Consider the following 23,076-nt stretch of genomic DNA (forward strand, 5'->3'; position numbering starts at 1 on the left):
TCTCCTTAAAGATGTAACCCCGCTAAGATTTACGCCAAACAGATTTCCCTATATTACGTCTATATTTCTGCCTGATCAATGCCTGTCTCTTTGGGAAATCGACTCTTGAGAGTTAACTATAAATATGCGGTGATGCTGAAAATAAGTGAAGGAGACTGATATAATGGGAATTTTATGGTCATTAATTATAAGTGGCATTATTGGTTGGTTAGCTGGAATGATTCTAGGCCGTGACGTTCCAGGAGGCGTAATTGGAAATATCATCGCCGGGTTTATTGGTGCCTGGTTAGGAGGATTGATTTTTGGTGATTGGGGTCCTCATATTGCAGGATTTGCGATTATTCCAGCATTGATCGGAGCCCTTATTGTTAGTTTTATTATGAACTCTGTAAGAAGACGAAATCACAGACATTAATAACTCTATCATCTTAACTTAATTAATAGAAGGTAATGACCCTTCAAAAAAGGTAAAAATAGCTTTTCAATAAATAACCGGTATACAGATAGAGGGCAGTAATCACCGTAGGTCATTTTATGCAATTTTGCGTTCTCAAATTAATAATAAAAAAGTGGTTTATTTTGTTAGAATATAGGATATTAACTAATAAATTGCCTACAAGGATGAGTAGCTACAGATGGCATCTCTGGTTACACATTCTACCGACCAGCACCTAACTTAGGTGCTGGTTATTATTTTTCCAAACACTTACTTTATTCTTAAACTAACGCACCCGTTAATTTAAGTACATTTCTTTACAAACTCAGTCTAATTACAGGAATGCTGCCCCATTCAATAATTAAAAAATCGGCTTGGTGGAAAAGAAAAGAAATTAAATAGAAAAAGTGCATTACCCTTTGAGGAGAAAATGCAATTATGTGTTCGTTGGCATGCTAGCCCTTTTCGTCAAACATTTTAAAATAGTGAATAGGTCTAATCTCCATCCTCCACCTTAAATGTTAACCAGCTTCCACTTTTGTTATTTTGTATTGGGCTCTTATTTGGAGGGAAAGAAAGTTATTTAATTGTTACATGCATTTATCGCATCGATGCTGAGATTTCCAGCATCTTTTTTAAAACCAATGGATAAAAATTTTTCTTTGGACTCGTTGTTGAATTACCTCCGAAGAAGCCTGTCCCAGGGCAGGATTTTAACATATGAAGTTTAACATATGAAGGGATATATAAATCTCTACTCTAGAATATATTGATAAGAAATTGAGTGAATGAGGGGATGGAATGCAAATTCATGTGGTGCAGAGGGGAGATAACCTTTGGGCGATCTCACAGCGTTATCGCGTTACAATTAACCAAATTGTTTCCGCAAACCAGTTGCAGGACCCAAATAGCCTTGTAGTGGGTCTTGCCCTAGTCATTCCTACGGCTAACCGGACACATACAGTCCGTTCTGGGGAGACATTGTGGATGATAGCTCAACGGTATGGGACGACCATTCAGGCAATAGAGCAAGCTAATAAGATCACCAATCCATCCCAGATAACTCCTGGGATGGTTTTTATTATTCCTGCCAGAACTCATGTTGTCCAATCCGGAGAAAGCTTATGGCAAATTGCACAGCGTTATAATACTACCGTTCAAGAAATTATCCGGTTCAATCAAATACAAAATCCTAATGTAATTATCACTGGTGCGGTTCTAAGTATACCCTTCAGAAAGACAGTAATAGATGTGAACGCTTATACCATCAATACCGGGGAAAAAGGAGCAAGTGATATTCGAGAAGTCGGAAGATACCTAACCTACTCAGCCCCCTTCTCTTATTCATTCAACGAAGACGGCACTCTGAATTCCATTACCGACGTTCCGATAATTCAGGCGTCCGTTACTGAAAGGGTGTCTCCAATGATGTCTATTACAAACTTTACCTCCAAAACTACTGGATCTCAGTTAGCTCGTACTATTCTTTCCAGTACGGATCTCCAGGATCGATTATTAACCAATATTTTAAGTGTTATGAAACAAAAGGGGTATGAGGGATTAAATGTGGATTTTGAAACCGTTTATCCCGCAGACCGAGAGCTATATAATTCATTTTTACAGCGTACTGTTGACCGTTTGCACCCAGCTGGGTTTTACGTCTCCACTGCCCTTGCTCCAAAAACGAGCGGTGAGCAAAAGGGCTTGTTATCTGAAGCACATGATTACCCTGCTCACGGGCGGATTGTTGATTTTGTGGTATTAATGACATATGAATGGGGATACAGACTGGGACCTCCTCAGGCAATTTCACCTCTAAATCAAATCAGAAGGGTATTGGATTATGCTGTTTCTGTCATTCCAAGGAACAAAATCTTTTTCGGATTTCAAATTTATGCCCGCGATTGGCTTCTTCCCCACGTTCAGGGGCAGGAAGCTGAAACATTCAGTCCGCAGGAAGCTGTTCGACGTGCCATTCAGTATGGGGCGGCCATCCAGTATGATCAAGCAGCTCAATCTCCATTTTTCCGGTACACTGATGCCCAGGGCCGCGGGCATGAAGTTTGGTTTGAGGATGCCCGGAGTGCCCAAGCAAAATTTGATACTGTAAAATATTATGGACTGAGAGGAATCAGCTATTGGACTCTTGGTTATCCATACCCACAGAATTGGCTCCTGCTTGAAGACAATTTTACTATTCGTAAATTACATTAGAAATGAGTAGGTTCCTTTTAGTTTTAAGTGTACCGTCATTTAACAGGTGATGCATATAGCCAGTTCTTTGTCCTAAATCATACATTTGATGGATGCGGTACCGCTGTAGTACTGCATAAAAACATTAACCATGTAACGAAAACCCCGTTAAAGGGAACTCACCTTCCCCATAAATGGCTGGATTTTATACATTGATGATTGAGGGGTATTCTGTAATCTTTACGGAGGTCATAAGAGCTAATCGGTGTTCATCTCGTCACCCTGTTCTACTGGCAGAAGAAGCAGATGGATATTGACCATTATAAACAATTTACATTGCAGAACTTGAAATTCTTTATTGCAGACAATTTATAAACTTTTGTGACCTTTACTTAATACTTATAAACAATTGTGTCGTTATGCACTATAATATCTCACTCCATAAGTCACTAATGTTACTGAATACTTCGTTCCTACCTTCCAAAAAAAACCCCAGGATCAAATTGTTATTGAGAACAACAATTTGATCCTGGGGTTTTCCGGTTTTCCCTTTGTATGTCCGCTAAATCTTGTACTACCCAGTCACTAACTTAATCCACTGTAAATAAGATATAAAAACTCTACTTTTTGGGCTGATCAAGTGCTTGGTAAGCTGCCTGATACTTTCCTCCATCCGCAACTTCTGAATGGTACAAGGCCTTGAGGGCATTGTTTTTTTCAAGACCATGCTCAACCTTTAGTTCTTTAAAGCGTGCATGCAGTTCTTTATTTTCCTTAATTAGTTGTTGCATTTGCGATTTTAAATACTTCAAAATATTTATCTCCTTTTTAAATCTCTGAGTTTAGCCTAATTTTTAACAGAAATAACCTGTTTAAAAAGATCCCTAAATTGCTCCCGGTCTTCTGCTGTAAAAGGCTTTGGTCCCTTTGTTCGCTGTCCGCCTTTTCTAGCCATTGCACTTAAATAACGTGTTTGTAATAATTGGTCAATATTTTCATTTGTATATCTAAATCCTTTATGGTGGAGGACGATAATTCCTTTTGCTAAACCTAGTGACGCAAGACCATAATCTTGCGTAACGATAATATCTCCTTTTTCCACTAACTTCAAAATCCGATAATCTGCAGCATCTGTTCCAGAATCAACATAAATGGTTTTCACTCCTGATGGCTGTTCTGCATTAGAAAAATGAGAAAAGCTTGTAACAAGGATAACCTGGATTTCAAAATCGCTTGCTTCAGAAATAATAATATCTTTCACTGGACAAGCATCTGCATCCACATAAATTTTCATGCTTTCCCCTCCTGTTAAGAAGTTCGACTTACTATTTAACTTGATCTTTTTCAACTATAAAAGGGACTGGTGACTTTTGTTTAAAAATAATAAAGAGTTCTTCCTTTTGGTATTTTTCTATCCTCCTATTATACTTTATAGAATTGTGTTGGGAAATGGTCGTTCAATTGCCAACAAAAGATACCTTAGGCCTTCTTCGATAAATTTAACCCTATAATAAAAAAGACTGCATAAACAGCCGAGTGTTATTAAACTAACGCACCCTTTGTTTAAGTACTGCCCGTTAGCCAACCATGAATCGCACAGCAGCGATTCAATACAGAGAATGCTATGGTCCCTTCCTTAGAACCCATCCGTTAGTCTGTCGCCCCATTGATGGGTAGCACTCATGGGAGGTTAATTCTATTTCTGGTTGCTGGTCCAGATTCACTTATTTTTTACTCTTTATGAGGCCCAGCCTCTGTTTAAAAACTGGTTTTTGCTGAGGCTATTTTTGCATGCTTTTTTCAAGTGGAATTAAGAAACAGAATACTCATTCTTACCTGCTCAAAGCAGCTGATTAAAATAGATGCCTTCCCCCTTTATGAGAACGCACCCTTAATCAATCAAATTTATAACACCCTGTTTATAAAATTTAATTATTTCGCCCAGGCTTGTAGTAATATGGATCGTTTTTATGGTCTTCGATATCATTATTATCTATAAATAAGCTCCCATCTTCTAAAAAAGTTGCTAATATGATGTTCTGAACTTCGTTACCTGTTTTGTCAACTTCTTTCATTAACCAACTTTGGTCTAATTGCAGATACTTTAAATTATGGTAAATAATTTGACCGTCCATAATTAGCGGAATAGGCACATATTCCTTCTTTACAGGTAATTTTAAATCATTGGGTTGAATTGGCCGATATTCCGACTTGGGGATAACACTAATACTGCCTGTTTCCTCCATCACAGCCAGAGCAATACTTTGAATATCAGTGTATCCCTTAACTCTTAATTGTGACAATAATTGATTCATGGGCATACGAACCTTTTTCAACCCCGTTTTATAAATATCACCGTTTTGAATTAATACCGTAGGACTCTCATATAAAATCCACCTTAATTTATTATGGGTTGATAAATGTATAAAAGTTTTATACAAAATGACTATTATACCCGCGTAAGTAAAAGCCTTTCCCACATTACTAACCTCAACAGGCATGCTGATGATATTGGTAAGAACATACGTATACAATAAATCAAAAGAATGCATTTCACTTACTGCTTTTTTTCCAGTAATCCTTAAAAATAAATATCCTACCACGAAAACCAAGATTGGACGGTAAAATGTTTCCACTTATATCTCCCCTGAACCAGAATAATGTTTAGTATTTGAGGAATCCTTCATGTCTAGTCCACGGAAATATTTAATAAAAAAGCCGTCGATAAACGTTTCGCCCTTTAATCAATACATATTACTCTAAGGCTACATTTACAGAAAAACATTAGAAATAAAAACTTTTTAGAATTTTTAGATAGAAAAAATTGAAATCATGGCAAAGAGGACTTCCCTTATTACAGCCGGAAGGGGTTACCCATTTTATTTATGAGCATATATTACAAACAACAATTTCAACTCTGCTCCATACGTAAATTCCTGTCATAAAGGAGATGTTTCAATGATTTTAACGTTAGGATTGGCAAAAAAGTTATTAAAAGGCGCAGAAAGGAGAGCAAGGGAGCTCGGAATTTCAGAAGTGATTGCCATTGTTGATGAAGGCGGGAATTTAATTGCCTGCCACCGCATGAATGATGCCTGGATCTCCAGTATTTCGCTTGCTCAAAAAAAGGCCTGGACTTCAGTTGCCTTGAAAATGCCCACTTCCAATTTAGCGGGAATGGCTCGTCCAAATGGTGAATTGTATGGGATAAACACCACTGATGACCGTATTGTCATTTTTGGTGGCGGAATCCCGCTAGTATGGAATGGCCATATTGTGGGTGCTGTTGGAGCCAGCGGCAGTACTGTTGAAAATGATATGGAGGTTGCAGCGGCTGCTGTTCAAGTGTTTAACAGCTTGTATGGGCACGGTTATTCCCATGGACCCAGGGAATAGTGGTTCGTCTGCGGAAATCACTCTTTATAATAGGTATCCGCACAAAAAACGGTAGATAAATATCTAAATGAAGTCATTGCTAAGCCAGTTAACTAAGGATATGTTTCTATAGCACCAAAAAACAGAAACCAATTGGCTTCTGTTTTTTGGTTATCTTTTACTTATCCTTGATCTTATGGTTGCTTTTAAGTAAATCAAAGATAATTTTTGCATTGTCCGTATTATCAATCAATCCGGCAAAACGCTGCTTTTCCGGTCCGTATGCATATAATGGCACATCTTCGCCTGTGTGTCCGCTTGTTGTCCAGCCTGTATAAGACCTAGCATTAAAGATAGCTTCTATGGCATCATCCACTTTTTTAGTTGCCACAGCATCTTTAACGGATTTCACTTCCTCGGGAGTTAGTGGCAAATCAATGTATTTAGCAAGGGTTTGCTCGACATTGGCTCCGTTCAGGATCTCATTTGAAATAAAGTCAGGGGTCCTTTTTGCTGCTTTTATTGGCTCCGTATTCCAGTTATAAACTCCGCTGCTTCCAACGGTAAGACCTCCAGTTCCGTGATCGGCAGTCGCGACCACCAGGGTATTTCCATCTTTCTTGGCAAAGTCGATAACTGCCTTAAATGCACGTTCGAAATCTTCCATTTCACTCATTGAAGCGACGATGTCATTGTCATGGTTAGCCCAATCTATCTGGCTGCCTTCAACCATGAGGAAAAATCCATCCCTATCGGTTTTTAATTTTTTGATAGCGGTTTTGGTCATATCTTCTAATGATGGCAGATCAGCTGTTCTGTCTATCATTTTTGGCATCCCGCCGGGTGAAAATACTCCAAGGATTTTACTGTTATCATTTCGCAGCAAGTCTTGTTTATTGGTCACAACACTATATCCATCTTTCTTGAATTGTGCTGCCAGGTTGCGGTCCTTGCGGATAAAATTAGACATGCCTCCACCCAGCATAACATCCACTTTATGCTTGCCATTTACCTTTTGATCGAAGTAATCATCAGCAATCGCATCCATGTTTTTCCGGTTTTCATCATGAGCCCCAAAAGCGGCCGGTGTGGCATGAGTCAATTCAGATGTGGCCACAAGGCCGGTTGCTTTCCCTTTTTCCTTGGCAGCTTCCAGTACTGTTTTGACCTCCGACTTATCATTATCCACCGCAATGGCAGCATTATAGGTCTTCACCCCGCTTGACATGGCGGTTGCTGCTGAAGCAGAATCTGTGATATTCTGATCCTCATCTTCGGCAATCGTCATTTGGCTTCCTGCTTTGTACTTGTCGAAGGTGGTTCTGTCCAGTTCCTTAGTGTCAGGATTGTCTTTCATATAGCGATGTGCAGCTATATTGGCTTCTCCCATACCATCACCGATCATAAAAATTATATTCTTGGCTTTATGCTGCTTATGCATTTTAGCCTCAGCATCCGGTTTCAGGCTGATGTAACCGCTTCCAATTAAAAGCGTAGAAATAACAGCAAAGGGAATAACTCGTTTCACCGTTTTTTTAAACATGTTTTCTCCTCCTCATATAAAATATCAGCTCATATGGATATTCAAAATATGTAGTAAATTCACTAGACATACACTTACGTATTTTTACCCGCCTCTTAAAGGTCAAAAACCGGGTATTGTAAAACACATCTTTAGAACCACGCATCTGATGATTAACAGAAGTAAAAACAATTAAAATAACCCGGGTCATGATTGGGGGTTATTTATCTGGAAAGGTCGATCGCTCTTGTAATTGCATTTGCTAATTCTCCCTTTTGTATACTTTTACCTAAGTATATACGGTCTATTTGGCCAAAGCCTCCACTTCTTCCCCTTTCATGATAACCCACACTATAACCTTCGTCCTGTCATCTTGAACGTCAACCAACCTTATACATTCGGTAGCCTTTTTATAAGTTTTCTTCTTTTTAACTTTTTGGATAACTCTTGGACTTTCCATATCCGGTTCTATATCATATGACATAACTCTAACGCTTTGTAAGTGATCTCTTCTAATTTCTCAGTGGAAACATCTTTATTAGATTGCAAGTAACTGTCCATTTCAACTATCCCATAATCAGCATCGAAAACAGGCACGAAGTAAAGCATGCTGCTTGAGTCATCAATATAAATGTTAGCTATTCTATAGTTTATCTCCATGAATTTTCACCTCATTAGTTTGATAACAACCTTTTTATACATTCGAAAATGAATAATGAAATGCAATCCCCGTTAGGGAAATCAGTTTTCTTGTTAAACAGTCAGAATAAATGCCTTCATCATAGCCAGATATAATTCCAGTATTAATAAATCTCAAGAAAAAAACGACTGCCCCAGCAGCCGTTTCACCTAAATACCTATCTGTTTGTCACTTTTTCAAATGAATCGAATCGATAATATCGGCAATCGTATAATTGATTAAATAGTGCCCTAGATGTTCTTCTGCACCTAAGAAGATAGAAAAAAGTACTCGTTGTATATTGGCACCGACCAGACATTCCTCATTAGATTCGGGGCATTTTGGCTGAAGGGCGCCTTCTGAAGTTATTTTATAAATATCCCAAAGGCTGACATCACTTAATTCCCGGCTAAAGATGAATCCTCCGCCTGTGCCCTGCCTGGAATCGATGAAGCCGTGTTTCTTCAATAAACTAAGAACTTTGCGGATCCGGACCGGATGCACTCCAGCACTTTCTGAGATGGCTTCACTGGTCGACATGCGATCAGGCTGAAGTGCAAGGTATGTTAAACTGTGAATGGCAAGAGTGAAATCACTATTCATAGCCTGCCTCCTTCCTTTTACACTGTAATCTTAAATGTTACAGTATGCCTGGTCAAGATTCAGGTTTACTGATCAGCCGTTCTTTCTTAGTTCCTGCTGGGAAAATACCCTCAATCTGCGTGGAAGGAAGCTTCTGATTTCCTCCTCGTTGTAGCCTACCTGCAGTCTTTTTTCATCATGTATGATAGGTCTGCGCAGCATTTGCGGGTTTTCTGCAATAATCTTATATAATTCCTGTAATGGAAGTGAATCAATATCGACTTTTAATTCCTGATATGCCCTGGATTTTGTAGAAATAATTTCTTCTGTACCACTCTCTGTCAGGCGCAGGATGCTTTTGATTTCATCTACTGTCAGCGGTTCATTGAGGATGTTTCTTTCCACAAAATCAATTTCATGCTTTTCAAGCCAAGTTCTTGCTTTCCGGCAGGAACCACAGCTGGGTGACAGATATAGATTTACCATATGATCGGCACTCCCTTTCCTAAGTCATTACCATTACTAAAAAATGAATTGGTATGTTTAATGTAATAATAATATTTACAGTTAGTTTAGTCAATAGTATTTTTTATCGCTGAATCCTTGTACTGACATTTAAAGCTGCCATATAAGGCAGCTTTACCTAAAGTATTTGATTCTCAGTTATTTTGGTAACTGGGAAGAATGATGATAAATTCCGAACCTCTTCCTAATTCACTTTTCACCATTATTTTGCCTTTAAATGAGCGGATGATCTGGAAACTGACCATCATTCCCAGCCCTGTCCCTTTTTCTTTCAAGGAATAAAAGGGAGACCCAAGCCTTTCCATTTGTTTTTTTGTCATGCCGATTCCCTGGTCCTTGATATGAATTTCGATTTGGTCTTGACCAGAAGATTTGCAGGAAACCCAGATGATTCCGCCTTCCGGCATTGATTCAACAGCATTTTTTAATATATTAATTAAAGATTGATTGAATTTTTGGGGATTGGCGTAAATCCAGCATGTATCGATGATATCAGTCTGGACTTCCACATTATGGTTCAGACTATAACTTTGAATGATGTTAACTACCCGTTTTAACTGACGGCCGGCGTTTATTCTTTCATTTATTTCTGCCAAGGGCTTTCCAAAGGACAGGAATTCGTGAATGATCTCATTGGCACGGTCCAATTCTTTAATAGAAATCTGGATATACTCTTTTTTCTCCTTTGGAAGATCAGGTTCGTCTAGAAGCTGCAGGAAGCCCCGGGTCACCTGCATAGGGTTCCTAATTTCATGGGCAAAAACACTCGACAGCTCGCTTATTACACGTAATTTCTCTGAGTTTTGAAGCTCGGAACGAAGCTGATGGATTTCCCTTATTGTTTCGTATAATGAGGTGAAAAACCAAGTCACTGCTACAACGAATATTAGATGAACAGCCTGTACCTCTATAGTGACCCAGGAGAAATTCCTTAATAAACCAAATAGTGTAAACCCGGCTGCACAATAGAAGAGTGATAAGCCGGCTGCAATTTTCACCCTGTCATTTTTGGGGGACATTATAAACTTCTTTTGATAATAAAACATGACAGGAAGTGAAATCAGAAGCACCAGGACTGTATTGTAGAAACCTAAACTGATCCCCGAATAAAGGCGGCAGCATATGATCAGGGCAGCCAGGAATACGCCATGGCTGATTCCGCCATATAGAATGCCAAATAACAGCGGGATGATCCTTAATTCCAGACGTGCACCTTCTCCATAGTTCACAGGGAAAGACATGCACAATATGATCGATATTCCCCACATCAGGGTCATGATCATTTTTCTCTTTTTTTCATTTTCTACCCTTTCGGTAATGAACGTAAAGTATATGAATATGGGCAGGATTAAACATGTAAGCTGTAGCAAAAAGTCTTTGATTATACTCATCTCATAACCCTTCTGCCAGTCAAGGGCCCCCTGACCGGCCGAATTCTTTGTATCTTTTAAGTTACACTATTACTTAAATAATTTACAAGATGATTTTAAAACAAGGCTTAACAAAAATAACGCCTTCCTGCAGGTTCGTAGTTGAACCGATATAAAAGGGAGTTCCTTCATCTGCATGGATGCTTACATTCAGCGCAATAAACAAATTTTTTCTGATTGCAATGTCACCTGTCACACCTGAAAACTGGCTTACGAATGAGGTTCCAGGTTGAAAAATGTAATGGGGTTAGACTGATGAATGGTTCTAAGAAGCAAGAGGATGTCTGGTTTAAGGCACATAAAGGTACTTGTAACTATGAATAAATCCAAAAATAGACCCGTCAGCGCTCTAACGGGTACCGATTCTTATGTCCCTGAGGATGGCATATCCATTTCTAACCTTCACTTCGGCAATCAGGTTTCCCTTAAGAGAGGCCTGTTCCAGTTCTCTGCCCGTATTTTCCTGGAGGAAATATCGATCCAGACTGTAATGGACGAATACGGATTCTTTGCTGTTTTCACTACCCGAAATATAACTCAGCCGGCCTTTCAGATAAATCGATTTTTTCGGCTTATGAAGGGTAACAGACACAGGTTCATGAACGCCATTTTTTTCCTTTAATACTACATATACAGTAAATTCGCCATCACTCTTTCTCACACGCTTTAAAACATTATCTTTAACAAGTGATACAGGTATTTCTTCAGCTTTATAGCTCAAGCTGACATAGTCACCGCGGAATAAATCCACAGGATCGACTGGCTTGGTTTCCAGCAGAATGGTTTTGCCTGTATATATGGTGAGTAAAGGCTTGATCGTCATGATGGAAAGGATAAGTATCGGCACAAGGATTGCTGCAAGAAAATTTATTTTCCGCCTATTCATGGTGCCCGCCCCGTTGCCTGCGCTGTTTCTCAAAGTAATAGCCGAATCCTAAGAGAATGAGTCCCCCCAGGATAAATACCAGGGATTTTGGCAGGAAGTCAAACGAGATATCTATATAGAAACGGAGTATCAATACACATAGAATGAGGATATTCATTAAACTGCCCCGGTGAATGAAAAATAAGACTAATAGTACATAAAACAGAGTGAAGATAAAATTCACTCCCTGTGTCCCCCAGGTATCCTGGAAGGTAAGAGAAAATGCGGCTGCACCATGGACAAGGTGGCCGAGCACTGGATAAACGCCGCGCTCTTTTTTAAAAGGTCTCCATACCAGAAATAGGCCGATAACAAGAAAGAGGATGGCAAACAAATATTCTCTGTTTTCTATTCCTGGTACAGTGTTATGCACAAGGACAGCAATCCATAAGATCATTCCGGCTCCATTCATGAAAGAAACCACTCTGGAAAACCCGTTGATATGATTTAACAGATAGACTGCGGCCAGCGGCAAAACAGCCAGAAAGACAGTGAGGCTGCCATCCCAGATGCTGTTACTGCTTAAGAAAATCAAGATGAATAGCGATGAAGCAGCAAGGACCCACTTATCTCTAAGCTTCCATGCAAGCGGGAGGATTCCTATTCCCCACCAAAGGAAGGCAGCTTGGAATTCACCGCCGAAATGGAACATCTGGCCTACCAGGAAGATGCCGGATCCAAAAATCAGTCCCCCTAGATAATAAAGGCTGCGTGAGGTTTTGGGATAACGGGTTTCGGCTGAATATGCCCCAATATTGGCTGCCAAAAACAATACGATTATAATTGCTAATTTAAAAGGCCTGGCAATATCCTCCCAGTTGCCTGCAACCACACTGAGAATACCTGCTCCAATGAGAATAGACCCAAAATACAGCAGAGCCCTGGCAAAAGACCATGTTTCCTGTGCGGCATACATTTTTTCTGCCTGATGCAGTGATTCATCGGATATGACTCCTGATTTATTCAGGAAAGACAATTCTTTTTTTAGAAATTCGTACTCCTTGGATGTAATCTTCCGTTCTGCCATACTCCCCCTCCTTTTAGTTTTGTGCGCTGAGCAGTATTCCATTCTTATGCTGAAATGCGGCGATCTTATTTAAGGCTATGTTCTAAAAAGGTGCAGAATTCCAGCGAAAAACCATTAAACTTTCCTTTTACAGTGGAGTTACCTGATTTGTATCAGATAGAAGCGGGTTTGATTTATTCATAAAGATCCTAGTTCCGGTTTTAATACTTTATGATCAAGGCAAAAAAGTCCCGCCGGTCTACTATTTTAAGACCAGCGGGACTGCTCATTCATTAATTAATATGGATCAGATTCATGGCTCTTCTCTACGGCTTCTTCAACTGCTTTTTTGGCAGCCGGAGTTCCTTCGCCAAATTTGGTTTTCCCGGCTTCACGCCCAGGAATCTTGTTCTCCATGTTCTGCTGTTCTTTCATTTTCATTTCGATGCCTTCTTGTACACGGCGGCCATATTCTTCATCTGCCTGTGTAAAATGCTCAATCATGGCATCTTGTATCCGCTTATCACAAACCGCGAGAGCTGCTGAAAGGTTATTGATCAATTCATCCCGCTCCCAGTCCTCAAAGCTGCGATAAGTTTCCCCCGCCTGGCCATAATTGTTCGGGCGGTCAATTGGCTCGGTCATGGCGGCTGCATTATACATCGGCCTGTGCTGCGGACGACCTTCCCTTGGAGCTTCCTTGAAACCGCCGGTCATGGATGGCTCATAATTGATATGAGGGTTATCGCCGGATTCCTTCGGATCGCGGATATCCATCTGCCCGCGCTGCTGGTTGGTGCGTACAGGTACCTTAGGCGCGTTTACCGGAACCTTCAGGTAGTTAGCTCCAACACGATAGCGCTGGGTATCGGAATAAGAAAACGTCCGCCCCTGAAGCATTTTGTCGTCAGAGAAATCCATGCCGTCTACAAGTACACCAGTACCGAAAGCAGCCTGCTCGATTTCAGCATGAAAATCTACCGGATTCCGGTCAAGCACCATTTTTCCGACTGGCAGCCACGGAAATTTATCTTCCGGCCACAGCTTTGTATCATCCAGCGGATCAAAATCCAGTTCAGGATGATAATCATCCTCCATGATTTGGACATACAGCTCCCATTCAGGATATTCGCCGCGTTCGATTGATTCATAGAGATCCTGGGTGGCATGTCCTACATTTTTAGCCTGGATGGCATCCGCTTCTTCCTGTGTCAAATTGCGGATTCCCTGCTTGGGCTCCCAGTGGTACTTCACCAGCACCGCTTCGCCTTCTTCATTGACCCATTTATAGGTATTCACCCCTGATCCCTGCATATGGCGGTATGTAGCTGGAATTCCCCAGGGGGAGAATAAGAACGTAATCATATGTGTTGCTTCCGGAGTCCGTGAGACAAAATCAAACATCCTTTGAGGATTCGGGACATTTGAAGCTGGATCAGCCTTAAATGCATGAATCATGTCAGGAAATTTCATGGCATCACGGATGAAGAATATTTTAAGATTGTTCCCGACCAGGTCCCAGTTTCCATCCTCTGTGTACATTTTCACAGCAAATCCACGAGGATCACGGGCTGTTTCAGGTGAATCCTTCGAACCTGCGACTGTAGAGAAACGGACCATCAGCGGCGTCCTCTTACCTTCACCCTGGAATACTTTAGCGCGAGTATACTTTTCAACAGGCTCTTCGCCGACTTTTCCATATGTCTCGAAATAGCCGAAGGCGCCTGAGCCCCTGGCATGGACCACTCGCTCAGGAACCTCTTCCCTGTCAAAATGCGAAATTTTTTCGATGAAATGATAGTTCTCAAGTGTTGCAGGGCCGCGATTGCCGACGGTGCGGATGTTTTGGTTATCCGTTACGGGATGGCCCTGTCTGGTTGTGAGCGTTTCACGCTCCTGATCCTGCTGGTTTGAAGAATTGTTTTCTTTTTTATCTGCCAAAATAAACACCTCCAAAAATAACTTACCCACTGCCGTGGGAGATAAACCCATTTCTCGCAAAAAATGTGGATATTGGTAACCCATTCCGCAGATTCATCCGTTTATAACCGTATTATGGCAAGGAAGAAAGAGCAGACTGATTAATCAGACTGCTTTCTGCTCCATAACGGCTTTTCAGGAGATGCAAAAGAGGATGTACCCATCGATATTTATAATAAAATAAAGAAATTATGTATTAATATAATGGGATATTTTTCACCTCGCTAACTAATTGAATCACAGACCATTCCAAGAAGATTGCAGCTTTCTTAACTGAACAATCTGGCCGAGATGATAGGTATCGTGCATCATGATGTTGCTGAGTAAACGCTCAATGGAGTACCTGCCAGGTGCATATGGTGCCTTTAACTTTTCATCGTCCAGGTCTGCAATGACCGTTCGTAAGTTATTCATGACTTCATTAAATGATTGTACTGTCTGGTGCCATCCATTTTCGTCTTCTGGATCCCGGGGTTCCCCAAAGGTTTCTTCATTGGTTTCCGGCTTATATGGATTTTTTGTACCTTTAATTCGATGTAACACATCTTCATTCCAAAATATCAAGTGGTTGACAATCTGCCAGATTGAATTGCTGCCCGGACTTGTCCATACTGCCTCAGCTGCGCTGACTCCATCCAGCGCCTGATTAATGGATGCAAACCACTCATTCTCAATGCAATGCATATCCAGTTGTTCTAGAAACATTCCGACTGCAGCTCGAAAAATAACAACTCCTCTCTGTATCGTGTAATCCTTCATAGTTTTGAGAATAAAATAAAACAAACTCACTATGATTTATTCAACCCACCCAATTAATATTCCTTCATTCATATGAAAATAAATGCAGCTGAATAACCCTCCCTGTACCACTATAAAAGTGTACTGCGATCTTATTTGTCACCTCTTCATTTTTATAAGATGATATCTTCTACTTTATTAATGAATAAATACAAGTGTCAGTTAACTTGGTTCCATCTGCCGATAAATCATCATTTCTTAAAATTCCTTCCAGATTAAATCCAAGCTTCTCTGGAATCGCACGACTTTTAAGGTTTTTCGATTCGCATCTTATTTCAATCCTTTTAAATTTAAACTCCTGAAACCCAAATTTAGTTAACTCACTTACTGCTTCGGTCATATATCCATTGCCGCTGAATTGCGAGTCTATCCAGTATCCAATTTCACATTTAGGGATCTTCCAATTAATTCGGTGAAGACTGGCAGTTCCAATAAAATGATTTGGCCCCTTTTGGAAGATAAGATAGCGAAAGCTTTCTCTTTTCAAAAAATCAATATAGGCGTTTCTTAGGAGAATTTCTGTTTCTTCAACAGTAGGAATGGTCTGGAATATAGCGAGCCATTGCTTTAACTCATTAATAGATTCCTTTATAGCTGGGTGAACTACATTCCCATCACCAGCTGGATGTGGTGCACGTAGAATTAGTCTCTCTGTTTCTATTTGTATCGGAACATCTTTTAAAATAGGATTCATTTACTCTCACCTCCCCGTTTAAATTGCTGTTCATGTAATTCAATAAAAATGCCTATAATCCTGCAGGGAATCCTTGTACTTATATTTCTTCAAGGCAGCTTTTTTACTATTTTTTATAGTAGCCTTGATATCTGGTATTTTAAGATCCTTTTTGTTGCCAAACTAAAAAAGTACATCACTGATATTTATGTGTTGTACTTTTTTATATTGTGTGTGAAATTACTATTTAATATTGAAAGACCATTCACTTATCTTTAATTTTACGTATCTTTTATTTTTTAGTTTGTATCACGATTAAACCGCATCAGCTTTTACATCTTCAGGCATAGAGAAGGACTTGACTAAGTTCACATTTTTGTAGTCCGAATTAAGCTTTACAATAACGTCTCCTTATTGACCGTCTTTTTCCATTGAAATGGCTGAAAATTTTTTAATATACTCTAGGTCCTCTTTGACTGAATCTTCAGAGGCCAGGCCCTTGAATTCTAGGACGCTTTTGTTTGGTGTTTTCATTCATGGTGCATCCCCGCGCTGTCAATGCAGGCAAATTCTTCGTCTGGTTGGATTTCTGTCATTAGCACCTAGTCGAATTCGGTTTTCATTTCTGCGTCATAGCTGTTAATGGGCTTTTTGAAGGCTCCGTTAATGACCTTTTCTTTGTATACCTTTGTCCCGCAGCCACTGACGGTTTTCACGCCATTTTTGTCCCAAGAATCTGCTTAAGATAATTAGAGGCTGAAATTTCTTCAATGCCAAGCTCTTGAGCAATGACCTGGATGGGCGTTTTTTTCTTATAGAGATATAGAAGCAGAGCCCTCCGAATGGCAACAAGCGTCAAAGGCTCTCTGCCTTCAGCCAGATAGTCCCGCGAAATGGCCCTCAAATGGGAAAGGATAGACATGACCTGAATTGGACCTCCGAATTCCATGCCATGAGTCTTTGTACTGAAGACATATTCGCTTCCATTGAATACAGTCTCATAGAAATACTCCTGGAAATGAGAGGCTTCTGAACCTTCCAGTATTAAGCTGCGGTTTTTGATCATAATCTCTATCCTGTCTGTTTCTGGATGATCGGTAACATCATCTTTTTTAAAGCGGAATTGCGACGTTTTCAGTCCTTTGGAAGCAAGAATGAAGAGCGCCTTCCTGACCTTAGGATAATTGTCATTCATAAGCACACGCTCTAATATATCCAGTATCTCCTCATAAGTAATTTCAACTTGAGGAGTTTGCGTTAACTTCAATCGTTTAATTTTAACTGCAGGATCTACGGCTACTTTGTCATTTTCCCAGAAATAATGGAACAGCGTTTTGAGGATGGCCAGCTCTTTATTGATCGTGGACACACTTTTTCCCCTGCTGCTTTGATTTGCAAGATACTTTTTTATATCTGAGGAAGTAATTTGAAACGGTTCTTTGTTATTTGGATAAGTGGATTCTATAAAGCTAAAGAATTGGCGAATAACCTTCTCGTAACTTTTGACTGTTTCAGGGCTATAACCTTTATCTTCTATATACTTAATAAATCCATATGGCACCTTTTTTAATCCTCCTTTATGAACACACGTTTCTCCATCACTAAATTCGATATTTAGTAACTAATATCCTTTAATCTCCTTTTTTAACCCTTTCTTCGGCTGCTGCTTGTATGGTAATCTGGTAAGGCCGTTTCGGAGTTAAACTCAAATCAATTATTTTATAACGCCGTTTTGTCTAAATCCTTAAATGATGGTTTTTTTTCTTTAACGTCTCTATATTTTAGGGTACAAACGTACCCTAAAATACAGGGAAAAATATATAAAGAAGCAGTTAGGCAAAAAAAGGCAAGAATGACAAAAAGTAAAAAACGATTGGCTGTATTCTGCACATGTCCTCCTCCCCATTTAACACTCTTTCAGGAATTTACTTTTGTATGTAATTTAATAATGTAACCTAATAAAAAAATCCAACAAAAAAACAGCCTCCATTGAAGGCTGCTTCCCTATATTAATAAACGAGTATTATGCTCTCTTCCTGAAAGGATCTTCCCTGTACACAGCTTTCCTTTTGTAGATGACCTCTCCAGCTTCTTCCTGGCCGGTCTTGGAGGTGATGACAGCTTTTTTACCGGAAACTGCGTGGCCTAATTTATAAGAATCCCGCTTCAATGCAACTGTCCTTTTCATTTTGATGTCCCTCCATATATCGAATTTATTGTATTTAGCAGATTATGATTGCTTAAGAAAATCTGGTCTATTTCTTTCCGGTCTAATTTTTCTTTTCCGGAAATGGCAATGGTTATGACTAGTTTGTTCCCTATAGGATAGCATAATACATACGTGTTATCAAAGGCAGATGTATTTTTTTCAAGAACGAGCTCCTCGCTCTGCAGGAAGCTGTCCACGACGATGATCCTGTCTGATGGATCGCGGGTTTCATTGATATTAAATGGATAAAAGCTGCCTTGTCCTTCATTTCCCGCTATTTGCCTGAGTCCCTCTGATCCTTCTGCCTGCCAGACACCAATTGCTTCAACATAGTAATTTGGCGGTGCCTCATATCCATTCCTCACCGCTTCCTGCAGATACTCATGCTTCTGTGATGGATCTGCCAAAAGCCGCCTGGATAAGGTCCTTAGAACGCGGATAAGCGTGTAATCCCTCTCCTGGCTGACACGTGCCAGGCTCAGTTCTTTTTTAGGGTCTTGAAAAATACCTAGATCTTCAATTGCCTGCTTAATTTTGCGGCATGCAATATTGACAGCTGCTTCAAAGTTGGAGTCACTTCGTTTTTCATATTTCAGCACCGTGAGTCCGTCCAGGTCTGTAGGAATCCTGAACCCTTGTGCATGTTCATCTTCCGCCAGTTCGGAAGGAATGATATAAAAGACCCTTCCCCTTCTTAATCTTCCCCAGAAGAGCCCCATTTCAAACAGCGTATTATCCCTCGCTGTAAAGGTTATTTTCCCTCTAATTTTTACAACATCATCAGGTGAAAATACAAATACTGCAAAATCATTTGAATCTAGCTGCCTCTCCAGGCTTTCCATATTATATTCAAGCGGGCGGAATGCTCCGGCTGACCATGGCGTAACTTCTGCAACCCGGCTCAAGCCTTCATGGATGGCATCTACATACTGGATGGATTCGCTTGCGGAGCCGATGAATACTTTAGGTTTTATGCGATTCATATATACCTCCCTTTACAATTCCTGGCTGCAAAATTTATATAATCCCTAGACTGGCCGGCTTTTGTTCAAAGTACAGCTTACACAGTTTTGTCTGCCATTTATATTTCAACACTTCTGCGCTAAAATCCTTTTGCATCGTTGTATAATGGGAAATAAGGATGACTCTTTGACGGGAGGGAATGAACATGAAGCAGATAGCTGTAGCGATCATTCATGGAATGGGAAGCCAGCATGAAGATTACGGAGCTGACCTGGCCGCTGAATTGCTTGAAATGTTCGCAGAAAAGGCAAAGGTTTATAATTTGTTACCCGGGGATATGCTCACAATCCAGCCGGTTTTTTGGGCAGCGGTATTTCAACAGGGAGAAGATGAGCTGTTCACAAAATTAGTGAAAGAACAGGACTTGAATTATCAGGGAATACGCCGGTTTATGATTCATTATCTGGCGGATGCGATTGCTTATCAGCCGGTAGAGACTGCAAAGCACAATTATTATCGTGTCCACAGGCAGGTAGCTTCCTCCCTTGGCGTCCTCGCCGGAAAAACAGGGAGCGAAACCCCCTTATGTGTTATTTCACATAGCCTTGGATCTGTGATAGCGTCTAATTTTTTTTATGACCTGCAGATGAACCAGGATGATCTGGAGACAGCAGTGGATCACCTGACACCACTTGAGAGGGGCGATACTTTATCGCTTTTTTATACCATGGGCACCACCCTTCCACTTTGGAGCCTTCGGTACGACAGCTTTGACCGGCCAATATGCATACCTTCACCTTCTGCAGCAAAATATAATGGCGGATTTTCTGGAGAATGGATCAATTTCTATGATAGAGATGATGTGCTGGCGTATCCGCTAAAACCGGTAAGTCCGCAATACTCTGCTGCAGTCAATGAAGATCGGGAAGTAAATGCAGGAAATATCCTTACCAACTGGAATCCCTTCTCCCACTCAGCTTATCTTACAGACAAAAATGTTCTGGAACCAATCACGGATGGTTTATTCCGGCTCTGGAAGCATATCAATGGACTGAAGTAATTAAAAAGAGGAACGGGGGCATATCCCTCGTGATTAGGAGAGATAACGGACTGTGATTATACGGCGGCCTCAGGCAGGTGATCAGACTGAGCTTCATTCCTTTTTTAAGAGGGTGTTGACTCATACGTTTGAAGAAGAAGGAATTATGCATCTGCATGATGATCTGCTTCAGGAAATAGAGTTGAAGAAAAAAATGCTGGCTGCTGATCTTAGGAGCAGCGGAGCTGATCGGTATTTCCTGCTTGCTGTCCACCCCTCTGACGGTAAAATTGTGGGAACGATTGAATACGGGCAGCCGAATGATCTAATAGTGGCCCTTGATGATCAAATAGCCGGTCTCTTTGAAGCAGGGACCATTTTTGTGGATCCCGAGTTTCAGGGCCAGGGGCTTGGTACCTTGCTCCTGAATGCCTTGATTCTTCATTTCACTGGAAAAGGGGTAACGGAGTTTTGCCTGGACAGCGGGTATAAACGGGCCCAGAAAGTATGGAAGGCTAAATTGGGCGAACCGCTGGTTATTTCATGGAATCATTGGGGTAAGGACAGCCATCATATGATCTGGAGAGTATCCGTAGATTCTTTTGCTATAAAATTCAGATTTCCTGATATTTAAAAAGCAGCCCTGAGAGTTCAGGGCTGGTTATAGTTATAGTCATTATCTTATACGATCCGAAGCCCGCTTTTTCCGAGAGCATAAAAAATTCCATGCTGCAGTGTCTGAAGGGATATGAATTTATTCAGTCCGACCATGCTGCCTGCCATTCCTTCAGCAAGTTCTGCCGATATGCCGACAAGAATCGTTTCAATTCCCAATAGCTTGGCGGCCGCCCCCAATTTTCCAACAAATCTGGCCGTGTCCTGGCTTGCTTTCTGGTTCAGGCCGGTTAAGTCCAGCAGCAGGAATTGGGCTTCATGCCCCGGGAGCTTCTCAAGCGTGCTTACTACAAGCTCCTCAAACCTTTCTTCGTCATAGCTGCCAATCATCGGCACAACCACGATCCCATCAAAAACAGGGATAACAGGAGAGGAAAGTTCCCGTATTAATTCCTGTAATGCCGCCGTTTTTTCTTCCACAAGGATTTCAAGCTGCTGAATATGGGCTGCTTCCTGTCTTCGGGAAAGCTCCTTCATATTATTCTGGACTGTAATTACCGATCGGAAATATTCAATTCTGCTGCGGCTGTTCCCGCCTGATTGGCACTCTGCAGTTTTAAACCAGAAGTTATCATTGTATAACCCGGTCAATACGCCGGCAAAATGGGCAGGAACAAAGCTCCCATTGCATTTCTTCCCATCCAGCTGATTCAGTTTATATTCCCAGTCATCCTGAATGAGCAGGGTAATATCTCCATTCAAGTCATCGATTTTTTCAACGGTCACCTTTCCCCATCCGGCAGGGGGATAAATTCCTTCCAGAAATTTTCCTAGATCGGACAGAGAGATGTCCTTCTTCTTTTTGAATTCATTGCCAACCATTAACCCCTGGCGGAAACCTGTTGTTTCCAAAACAATCTTGGCAGCATCTGACCCGGCCACCTCTTCAATTGTTTCAAAGAAGGTTTTCATCGCTGACACCCAGAACAGAACGGCTTCCCCGCCATCAAATTGTAACTGCCCCTTTTCGAGATCCCATTTGTAATCGATTCCGCCAATTGTCATAAACGTTTTAGCATCCATTGCTGCAGCTCCTCTAGTCATGTGAATTCGTGAATCCTCTTCTGTCAGACAGCCGACAACCGCATAAATTCCCTATTTTGTGATCCGATTGTAATCGAATTGGAGTACTAAGTTCTATATACCCGGGGAAACTTTAAATAAAAGAGATTTTACGATTAATCTTAAAAAAGGGGGGAGAGCGTCAGCCTGATACCTTTCCATCTTTTCATGGACATCTATTTGTAACGCTGTCAGGGTGTTAATGCAGATTGTCCCTGTTTTTTGTTTCAGGTCAAAATACTTTCCCGGAAAGACGCTTCTAAATCTTGATGGAATGAGTCACAAAGAGGATGTTTCCCAATGGATTTTAAAAACAAGGACCCCGATTCGAGTCCTTGTTCTATGGAGTTTTTTCTCTTTAAAATAACTCTTTTAATTCCTGCAGTGAGCTGATTTTATAATCATAGCTCAGCGGTGCTCCAAATCCGTAATCTGCATAAACGAATGGAATGCCGGCAGTCTCAGCCGCTTTACGGTCACTTTCCGTATCCCCGACATAAATGGCTTCCTGAAGAGAGTTCCTTTCCATGATCAGCTTGATATTTTCCCCCTTGGGAAGACCTGTCCTCCCAGGATTCTCATAATCGGCAAAAAACCTTTCCAGACCATGAAATTTATAAAATGCCTCTATATACCCATCCTGGCAGTTGCTGACGATGAACAGCTTATATTTATTAGAAAGATAAGACAGCACATCCTCGAGGCCATCATAAAGCTTTCCGCCACGCTGACCAAGCCATTGGCATTCGACAGCATTGCATTCAGCCAAGATACGCGTCCTTTCCTCCTCTTCTATGGATGAAAATAAACGTTCTCCAATTTCTTTCATCTGAAGGCCGGTCACCGCCTGCAGTTCTTCCTTCTTAACGTCTAAGTTGTATTCCTTAAGTACTTTATTCCACGCAGTTATGATAGAATCCAGCGAATCCCATAAGGTTCCGTCTAAATCGAAAATGATGCTGTCCATATAGCATTCCTCCACAACAAAATGTTCTTCTAATCAT

General features: G+C 40.8%; 23 protein-coding genes. 5 read left to right on the forward strand and 18 right to left on the reverse strand.

Annotated features, from left to right (window positions below):
• The first annotated feature begins 163 nt into the window (after positions 1–163).
• A complete protein-coding gene (locus tag V1501_RS10895; RefSeq protein ID WP_409288048.1) occupies positions 164–415 on the forward strand; it encodes a GlsB/YeaQ/YmgE family stress response membrane protein in 252 nt (83 codons plus the stop codon).
• A gap of 822 nt (positions 416–1,237) precedes the next feature.
• Positions 1,238–2,650 (forward strand): LysM peptidoglycan-binding domain-containing protein, encoded by a 1,413-nt coding sequence (locus V1501_RS10900; RefSeq protein WP_409288049.1) that lies wholly within the window; start codon positions 1,238–1,240, stop codon positions 2,648–2,650.
• A gap of 599 nt (positions 2,651–3,249) precedes the next feature.
• Here V1501_RS10900 and V1501_RS10905 read toward each other — a convergent pair.
• The 3 genes from V1501_RS10905 to V1501_RS10915 all read right to left on the reverse strand — a co-directional run bounded on the left by V1501_RS10905 (position 3,250) and on the right by V1501_RS10915 (position 5,265).
• A complete protein-coding gene (locus V1501_RS10905) occupies positions 3,250–3,441 on the reverse strand; it encodes a hypothetical protein (RefSeq protein WP_409288050.1) in 192 nt (63 codons plus the stop codon).
• 35 nt (positions 3,442–3,476) lie between these two features.
• Positions 3,477–3,923 (reverse strand): YaiI/YqxD family protein, encoded by a 447-nt coding sequence (locus tag V1501_RS10910; protein WP_409288051.1) that lies wholly within the window; start codon positions 3,921–3,923, stop codon positions 3,477–3,479.
• Between the two features lie 634 nt (positions 3,924–4,557).
• The gene (locus V1501_RS10915) at positions 4,558–5,265 is read right to left on the reverse strand and encodes a DUF421 domain-containing protein (RefSeq protein WP_409288052.1); all 708 of its coding nucleotides are present in this window, start codon (positions 5,263–5,265) and stop codon (positions 4,558–4,560) included.
• A gap of 322 nt (positions 5,266–5,587) precedes the next feature.
• Here V1501_RS10915 and V1501_RS10920 point away from each other — a divergent pair, with 322 nt between their 5' ends.
• Complete coding sequence (locus V1501_RS10920; RefSeq protein WP_409288053.1) at positions 5,588–6,025, forward strand: GlcG/HbpS family heme-binding protein; 438 nt, start codon at positions 5,588–5,590, stop codon at positions 6,023–6,025.
• Positions 6,026–6,182: 157 nt separating this feature from the next.
• Here the strand turns inward: V1501_RS10920 and V1501_RS10925 are convergent, their stop codons facing one another.
• The 13 genes from V1501_RS10925 to V1501_RS10985 form a co-directional block, all read right to left on the reverse strand.
• A complete protein-coding gene (locus V1501_RS10925) occupies positions 6,183–7,547 on the reverse strand; it encodes an alkaline phosphatase (protein ID WP_409288054.1) in 1,365 nt (454 codons plus the stop codon).
• A 283-nt stretch (positions 7,548–7,830) separates the two neighbouring features.
• Complete coding sequence (locus V1501_RS10930; RefSeq protein ID WP_409288055.1) at positions 7,831–8,010, reverse strand: hypothetical protein; 180 nt, start codon at positions 8,008–8,010, stop codon at positions 7,831–7,833.
• A 384-nt stretch (positions 8,011–8,394) separates the two neighbouring features.
• Positions 8,395–8,808, reverse strand: a complete 414-nt coding sequence (locus V1501_RS10935; protein ID WP_409288056.1) for an Rrf2 family transcriptional regulator — start codon at positions 8,806–8,808, stop codon at positions 8,395–8,397.
• A 72-nt stretch (positions 8,809–8,880) separates the two neighbouring features.
• Positions 8,881–9,273 carry a transcriptional regulator SpxA gene (spxA, locus tag V1501_RS10940; RefSeq protein WP_409288057.1) on the reverse strand — a complete coding sequence of 131 codons (393 nt, stop codon included), beginning with the start codon at positions 9,271–9,273 and terminating at the stop codon, positions 8,881–8,883.
• Positions 9,274–9,446: 173 nt separating this feature from the next.
• A complete protein-coding gene (locus V1501_RS10945; protein WP_409288058.1) occupies positions 9,447–10,703 on the reverse strand; it encodes an ATP-binding protein in 1,257 nt (418 codons plus the stop codon).
• Positions 10,704–11,091: 388 nt separating this feature from the next.
• Positions 11,092–11,628 (reverse strand): GDYXXLXY domain-containing protein, encoded by a 537-nt coding sequence (locus tag V1501_RS10950; protein ID WP_409288059.1) that lies wholly within the window; start codon positions 11,626–11,628, stop codon positions 11,092–11,094.
• A complete protein-coding gene (locus tag V1501_RS10955) occupies positions 11,621–12,694 on the reverse strand; it encodes a DUF2157 domain-containing protein (protein WP_409288060.1) in 1,074 nt (357 codons plus the stop codon). The genes V1501_RS10950 and V1501_RS10955 overlap by 8 nt, the downstream gene beginning before the upstream one ends.
• 276 nt (positions 12,695–12,970) lie before the next feature.
• Complete coding sequence (locus tag V1501_RS10960; protein WP_409288061.1) at positions 12,971–14,614, reverse strand: catalase; 1,644 nt, start codon at positions 14,612–14,614, stop codon at positions 12,971–12,973.
• A gap of 276 nt (positions 14,615–14,890) precedes the next feature.
• Entirely contained in the window at positions 14,891–15,358 is a 468-nt protein-coding gene (locus tag V1501_RS10965) for a DinB family protein (RefSeq protein ID WP_409288062.1), read from the reverse strand.
• A gap of 223 nt (positions 15,359–15,581) precedes the next feature.
• Complete coding sequence (locus V1501_RS10970) at positions 15,582–16,145, reverse strand: GNAT family N-acetyltransferase (protein WP_409288063.1); 564 nt, start codon at positions 16,143–16,145, stop codon at positions 15,582–15,584.
• Between the two features lie 691 nt (positions 16,146–16,836).
• Positions 16,837–17,685 carry a tyrosine-type recombinase/integrase gene (locus V1501_RS10975; protein ID WP_409288064.1) on the reverse strand — a complete coding sequence of 283 codons (849 nt, stop codon included), beginning with the start codon at positions 17,683–17,685 and terminating at the stop codon, positions 16,837–16,839.
• Between the two features lie 462 nt (positions 17,686–18,147).
• Entirely contained in the window at positions 18,148–18,312 is a 165-nt protein-coding gene (locus V1501_RS10980; protein WP_409288065.1) for a hypothetical protein, read from the reverse strand.
• Positions 18,309–19,316: a TIR domain-containing protein gene (locus V1501_RS10985; protein ID WP_409288066.1), complete on the reverse strand. Its 1,008-nt coding sequence runs from the start codon at positions 19,314–19,316 to the stop codon at positions 18,309–18,311. Before V1501_RS10985 ends, V1501_RS10980 begins: the two co-directional genes overlap by 4 nt.
• 185 nt (positions 19,317–19,501) lie before the next feature.
• Here V1501_RS10985 and V1501_RS10990 point away from each other — a divergent pair, with 185 nt between their 5' ends.
• Both V1501_RS10990 and V1501_RS10995 read left to right on the forward strand, forming a co-directional pair.
• Positions 19,502–20,356, forward strand: a complete 855-nt coding sequence (locus tag V1501_RS10990) for a chemotaxis protein (RefSeq protein WP_409288067.1) — start codon at positions 19,502–19,504, stop codon at positions 20,354–20,356.
• 52 nt (positions 20,357–20,408) lie between these two features.
• Positions 20,409–20,969 carry a GNAT family N-acetyltransferase gene (locus V1501_RS10995; protein WP_409288068.1) on the forward strand — a complete coding sequence of 187 codons (561 nt, stop codon included), beginning with the start codon at positions 20,409–20,411 and terminating at the stop codon, positions 20,967–20,969.
• Between the two features lie 47 nt (positions 20,970–21,016).
• Here the strand turns inward: V1501_RS10995 and V1501_RS11000 are convergent, their stop codons facing one another.
• Both V1501_RS11000 and V1501_RS11005 read right to left on the reverse strand, forming a co-directional pair.
• Positions 21,017–22,033: an STAS domain-containing protein gene (locus V1501_RS11000; RefSeq protein WP_409288070.1), complete on the reverse strand. Its 1,017-nt coding sequence runs from the start codon at positions 22,031–22,033 to the stop codon at positions 21,017–21,019.
• A gap of 397 nt (positions 22,034–22,430) precedes the next feature.
• The gene (locus V1501_RS11005; protein ID WP_409288071.1) at positions 22,431–23,039 is read right to left on the reverse strand and encodes an HAD family hydrolase; all 609 of its coding nucleotides are present in this window, start codon (positions 23,037–23,039) and stop codon (positions 22,431–22,433) included.
• Between the last annotated feature and the right edge of the window lie 37 nt (positions 23,040–23,076).

Origin of the sequence: Paraperibacillus esterisolvens (assembly GCF_046237625.1) — a bacterium.
Taxonomy (GTDB): domain Bacteria; phylum Bacillota; class Bacilli; order Bacillales; family DSM-1321; genus Paraperibacillus; species Paraperibacillus esterisolvens.

Coding starts and splice junctions, on each gene's coding strand:
- V1501_RS10895 (WP_409288048.1), top strand. CDS start 164: ATGGGAATTTTATGGTCATTAATTATAAGTGGCATTATTGGTTGGTTA.
- V1501_RS10900 (WP_409288049.1), top strand. CDS start 1,238: ATGCAAATTCATGTGGTGCAGAGGGGAGATAACCTTTGGGCGATCTCA.
- V1501_RS10910 (WP_409288051.1), bottom strand. CDS start 3,923: ATGAAAATTTATGTGGATGCAGATGCTTGTCCAGTGAAAGATATTATT.
- V1501_RS10920 (WP_409288053.1), top strand. CDS start 5,588: ATGATTTTAACGTTAGGATTGGCAAAAAAGTTATTAAAAGGCGCAGAA.
- V1501_RS10925 (WP_409288054.1), bottom strand. CDS start 7,547: ATGTTTAAAAAAACGGTGAAACGAGTTATTCCCTTTGCTGTTATTTCT.
- V1501_RS10930 (WP_409288055.1), bottom strand. CDS start 8,010: ATGTCATATGATATAGAACCGGATATGGAAAGTCCAAGAGTTATCCAA.
- V1501_RS10935 (WP_409288056.1), bottom strand. CDS start 8,808: ATGAATAGTGATTTCACTCTTGCCATTCACAGTTTAACATACCTTGCA.
- spxA (WP_409288057.1), bottom strand. CDS start 9,273: ATGGTAAATCTATATCTGTCACCCAGCTGTGGTTCCTGCCGGAAAGCA.
- V1501_RS10945 (WP_409288058.1), bottom strand. CDS start 10,703: ATGAGTATAATCAAAGACTTTTTGCTACAGCTTACATGTTTAATCCTG.
- V1501_RS10950 (WP_409288059.1), bottom strand. CDS start 11,628: ATGAATAGGCGGAAAATAAATTTTCTTGCAGCAATCCTTGTGCCGATA.
- V1501_RS10955 (WP_409288060.1), bottom strand. CDS start 12,694: ATGGCAGAACGGAAGATTACATCCAAGGAGTACGAATTTCTAAAAAAA.
- V1501_RS10965 (WP_409288062.1), bottom strand. CDS start 15,358: ATGTTTCTAGAACAACTGGATATGCATTGCATTGAGAATGAGTGGTTT.
- V1501_RS10970 (WP_409288063.1), bottom strand. CDS start 16,145: ATGAATCCTATTTTAAAAGATGTTCCGATACAAATAGAAACAGAGAGA.
- V1501_RS10980 (WP_409288065.1), bottom strand. CDS start 18,312: ATGAAAAGGACAGTTGCATTGAAGCGGGATTCTTATAAATTAGGCCAC.
- V1501_RS10985 (WP_409288066.1), bottom strand. CDS start 19,316: ATGAATCGCATAAAACCTAAAGTATTCATCGGCTCCGCAAGCGAATCC.
- V1501_RS10990 (WP_409288067.1), top strand. CDS start 19,502: ATGAAGCAGATAGCTGTAGCGATCATTCATGGAATGGGAAGCCAGCAT.
- V1501_RS11000 (WP_409288070.1), bottom strand. CDS start 22,033: ATGGATGCTAAAACGTTTATGACAATTGGCGGAATCGATTACAAATGG.
- V1501_RS11005 (WP_409288071.1), bottom strand. CDS start 23,039: ATGGACAGCATCATTTTCGATTTAGACGGAACCTTATGGGATTCGCTG.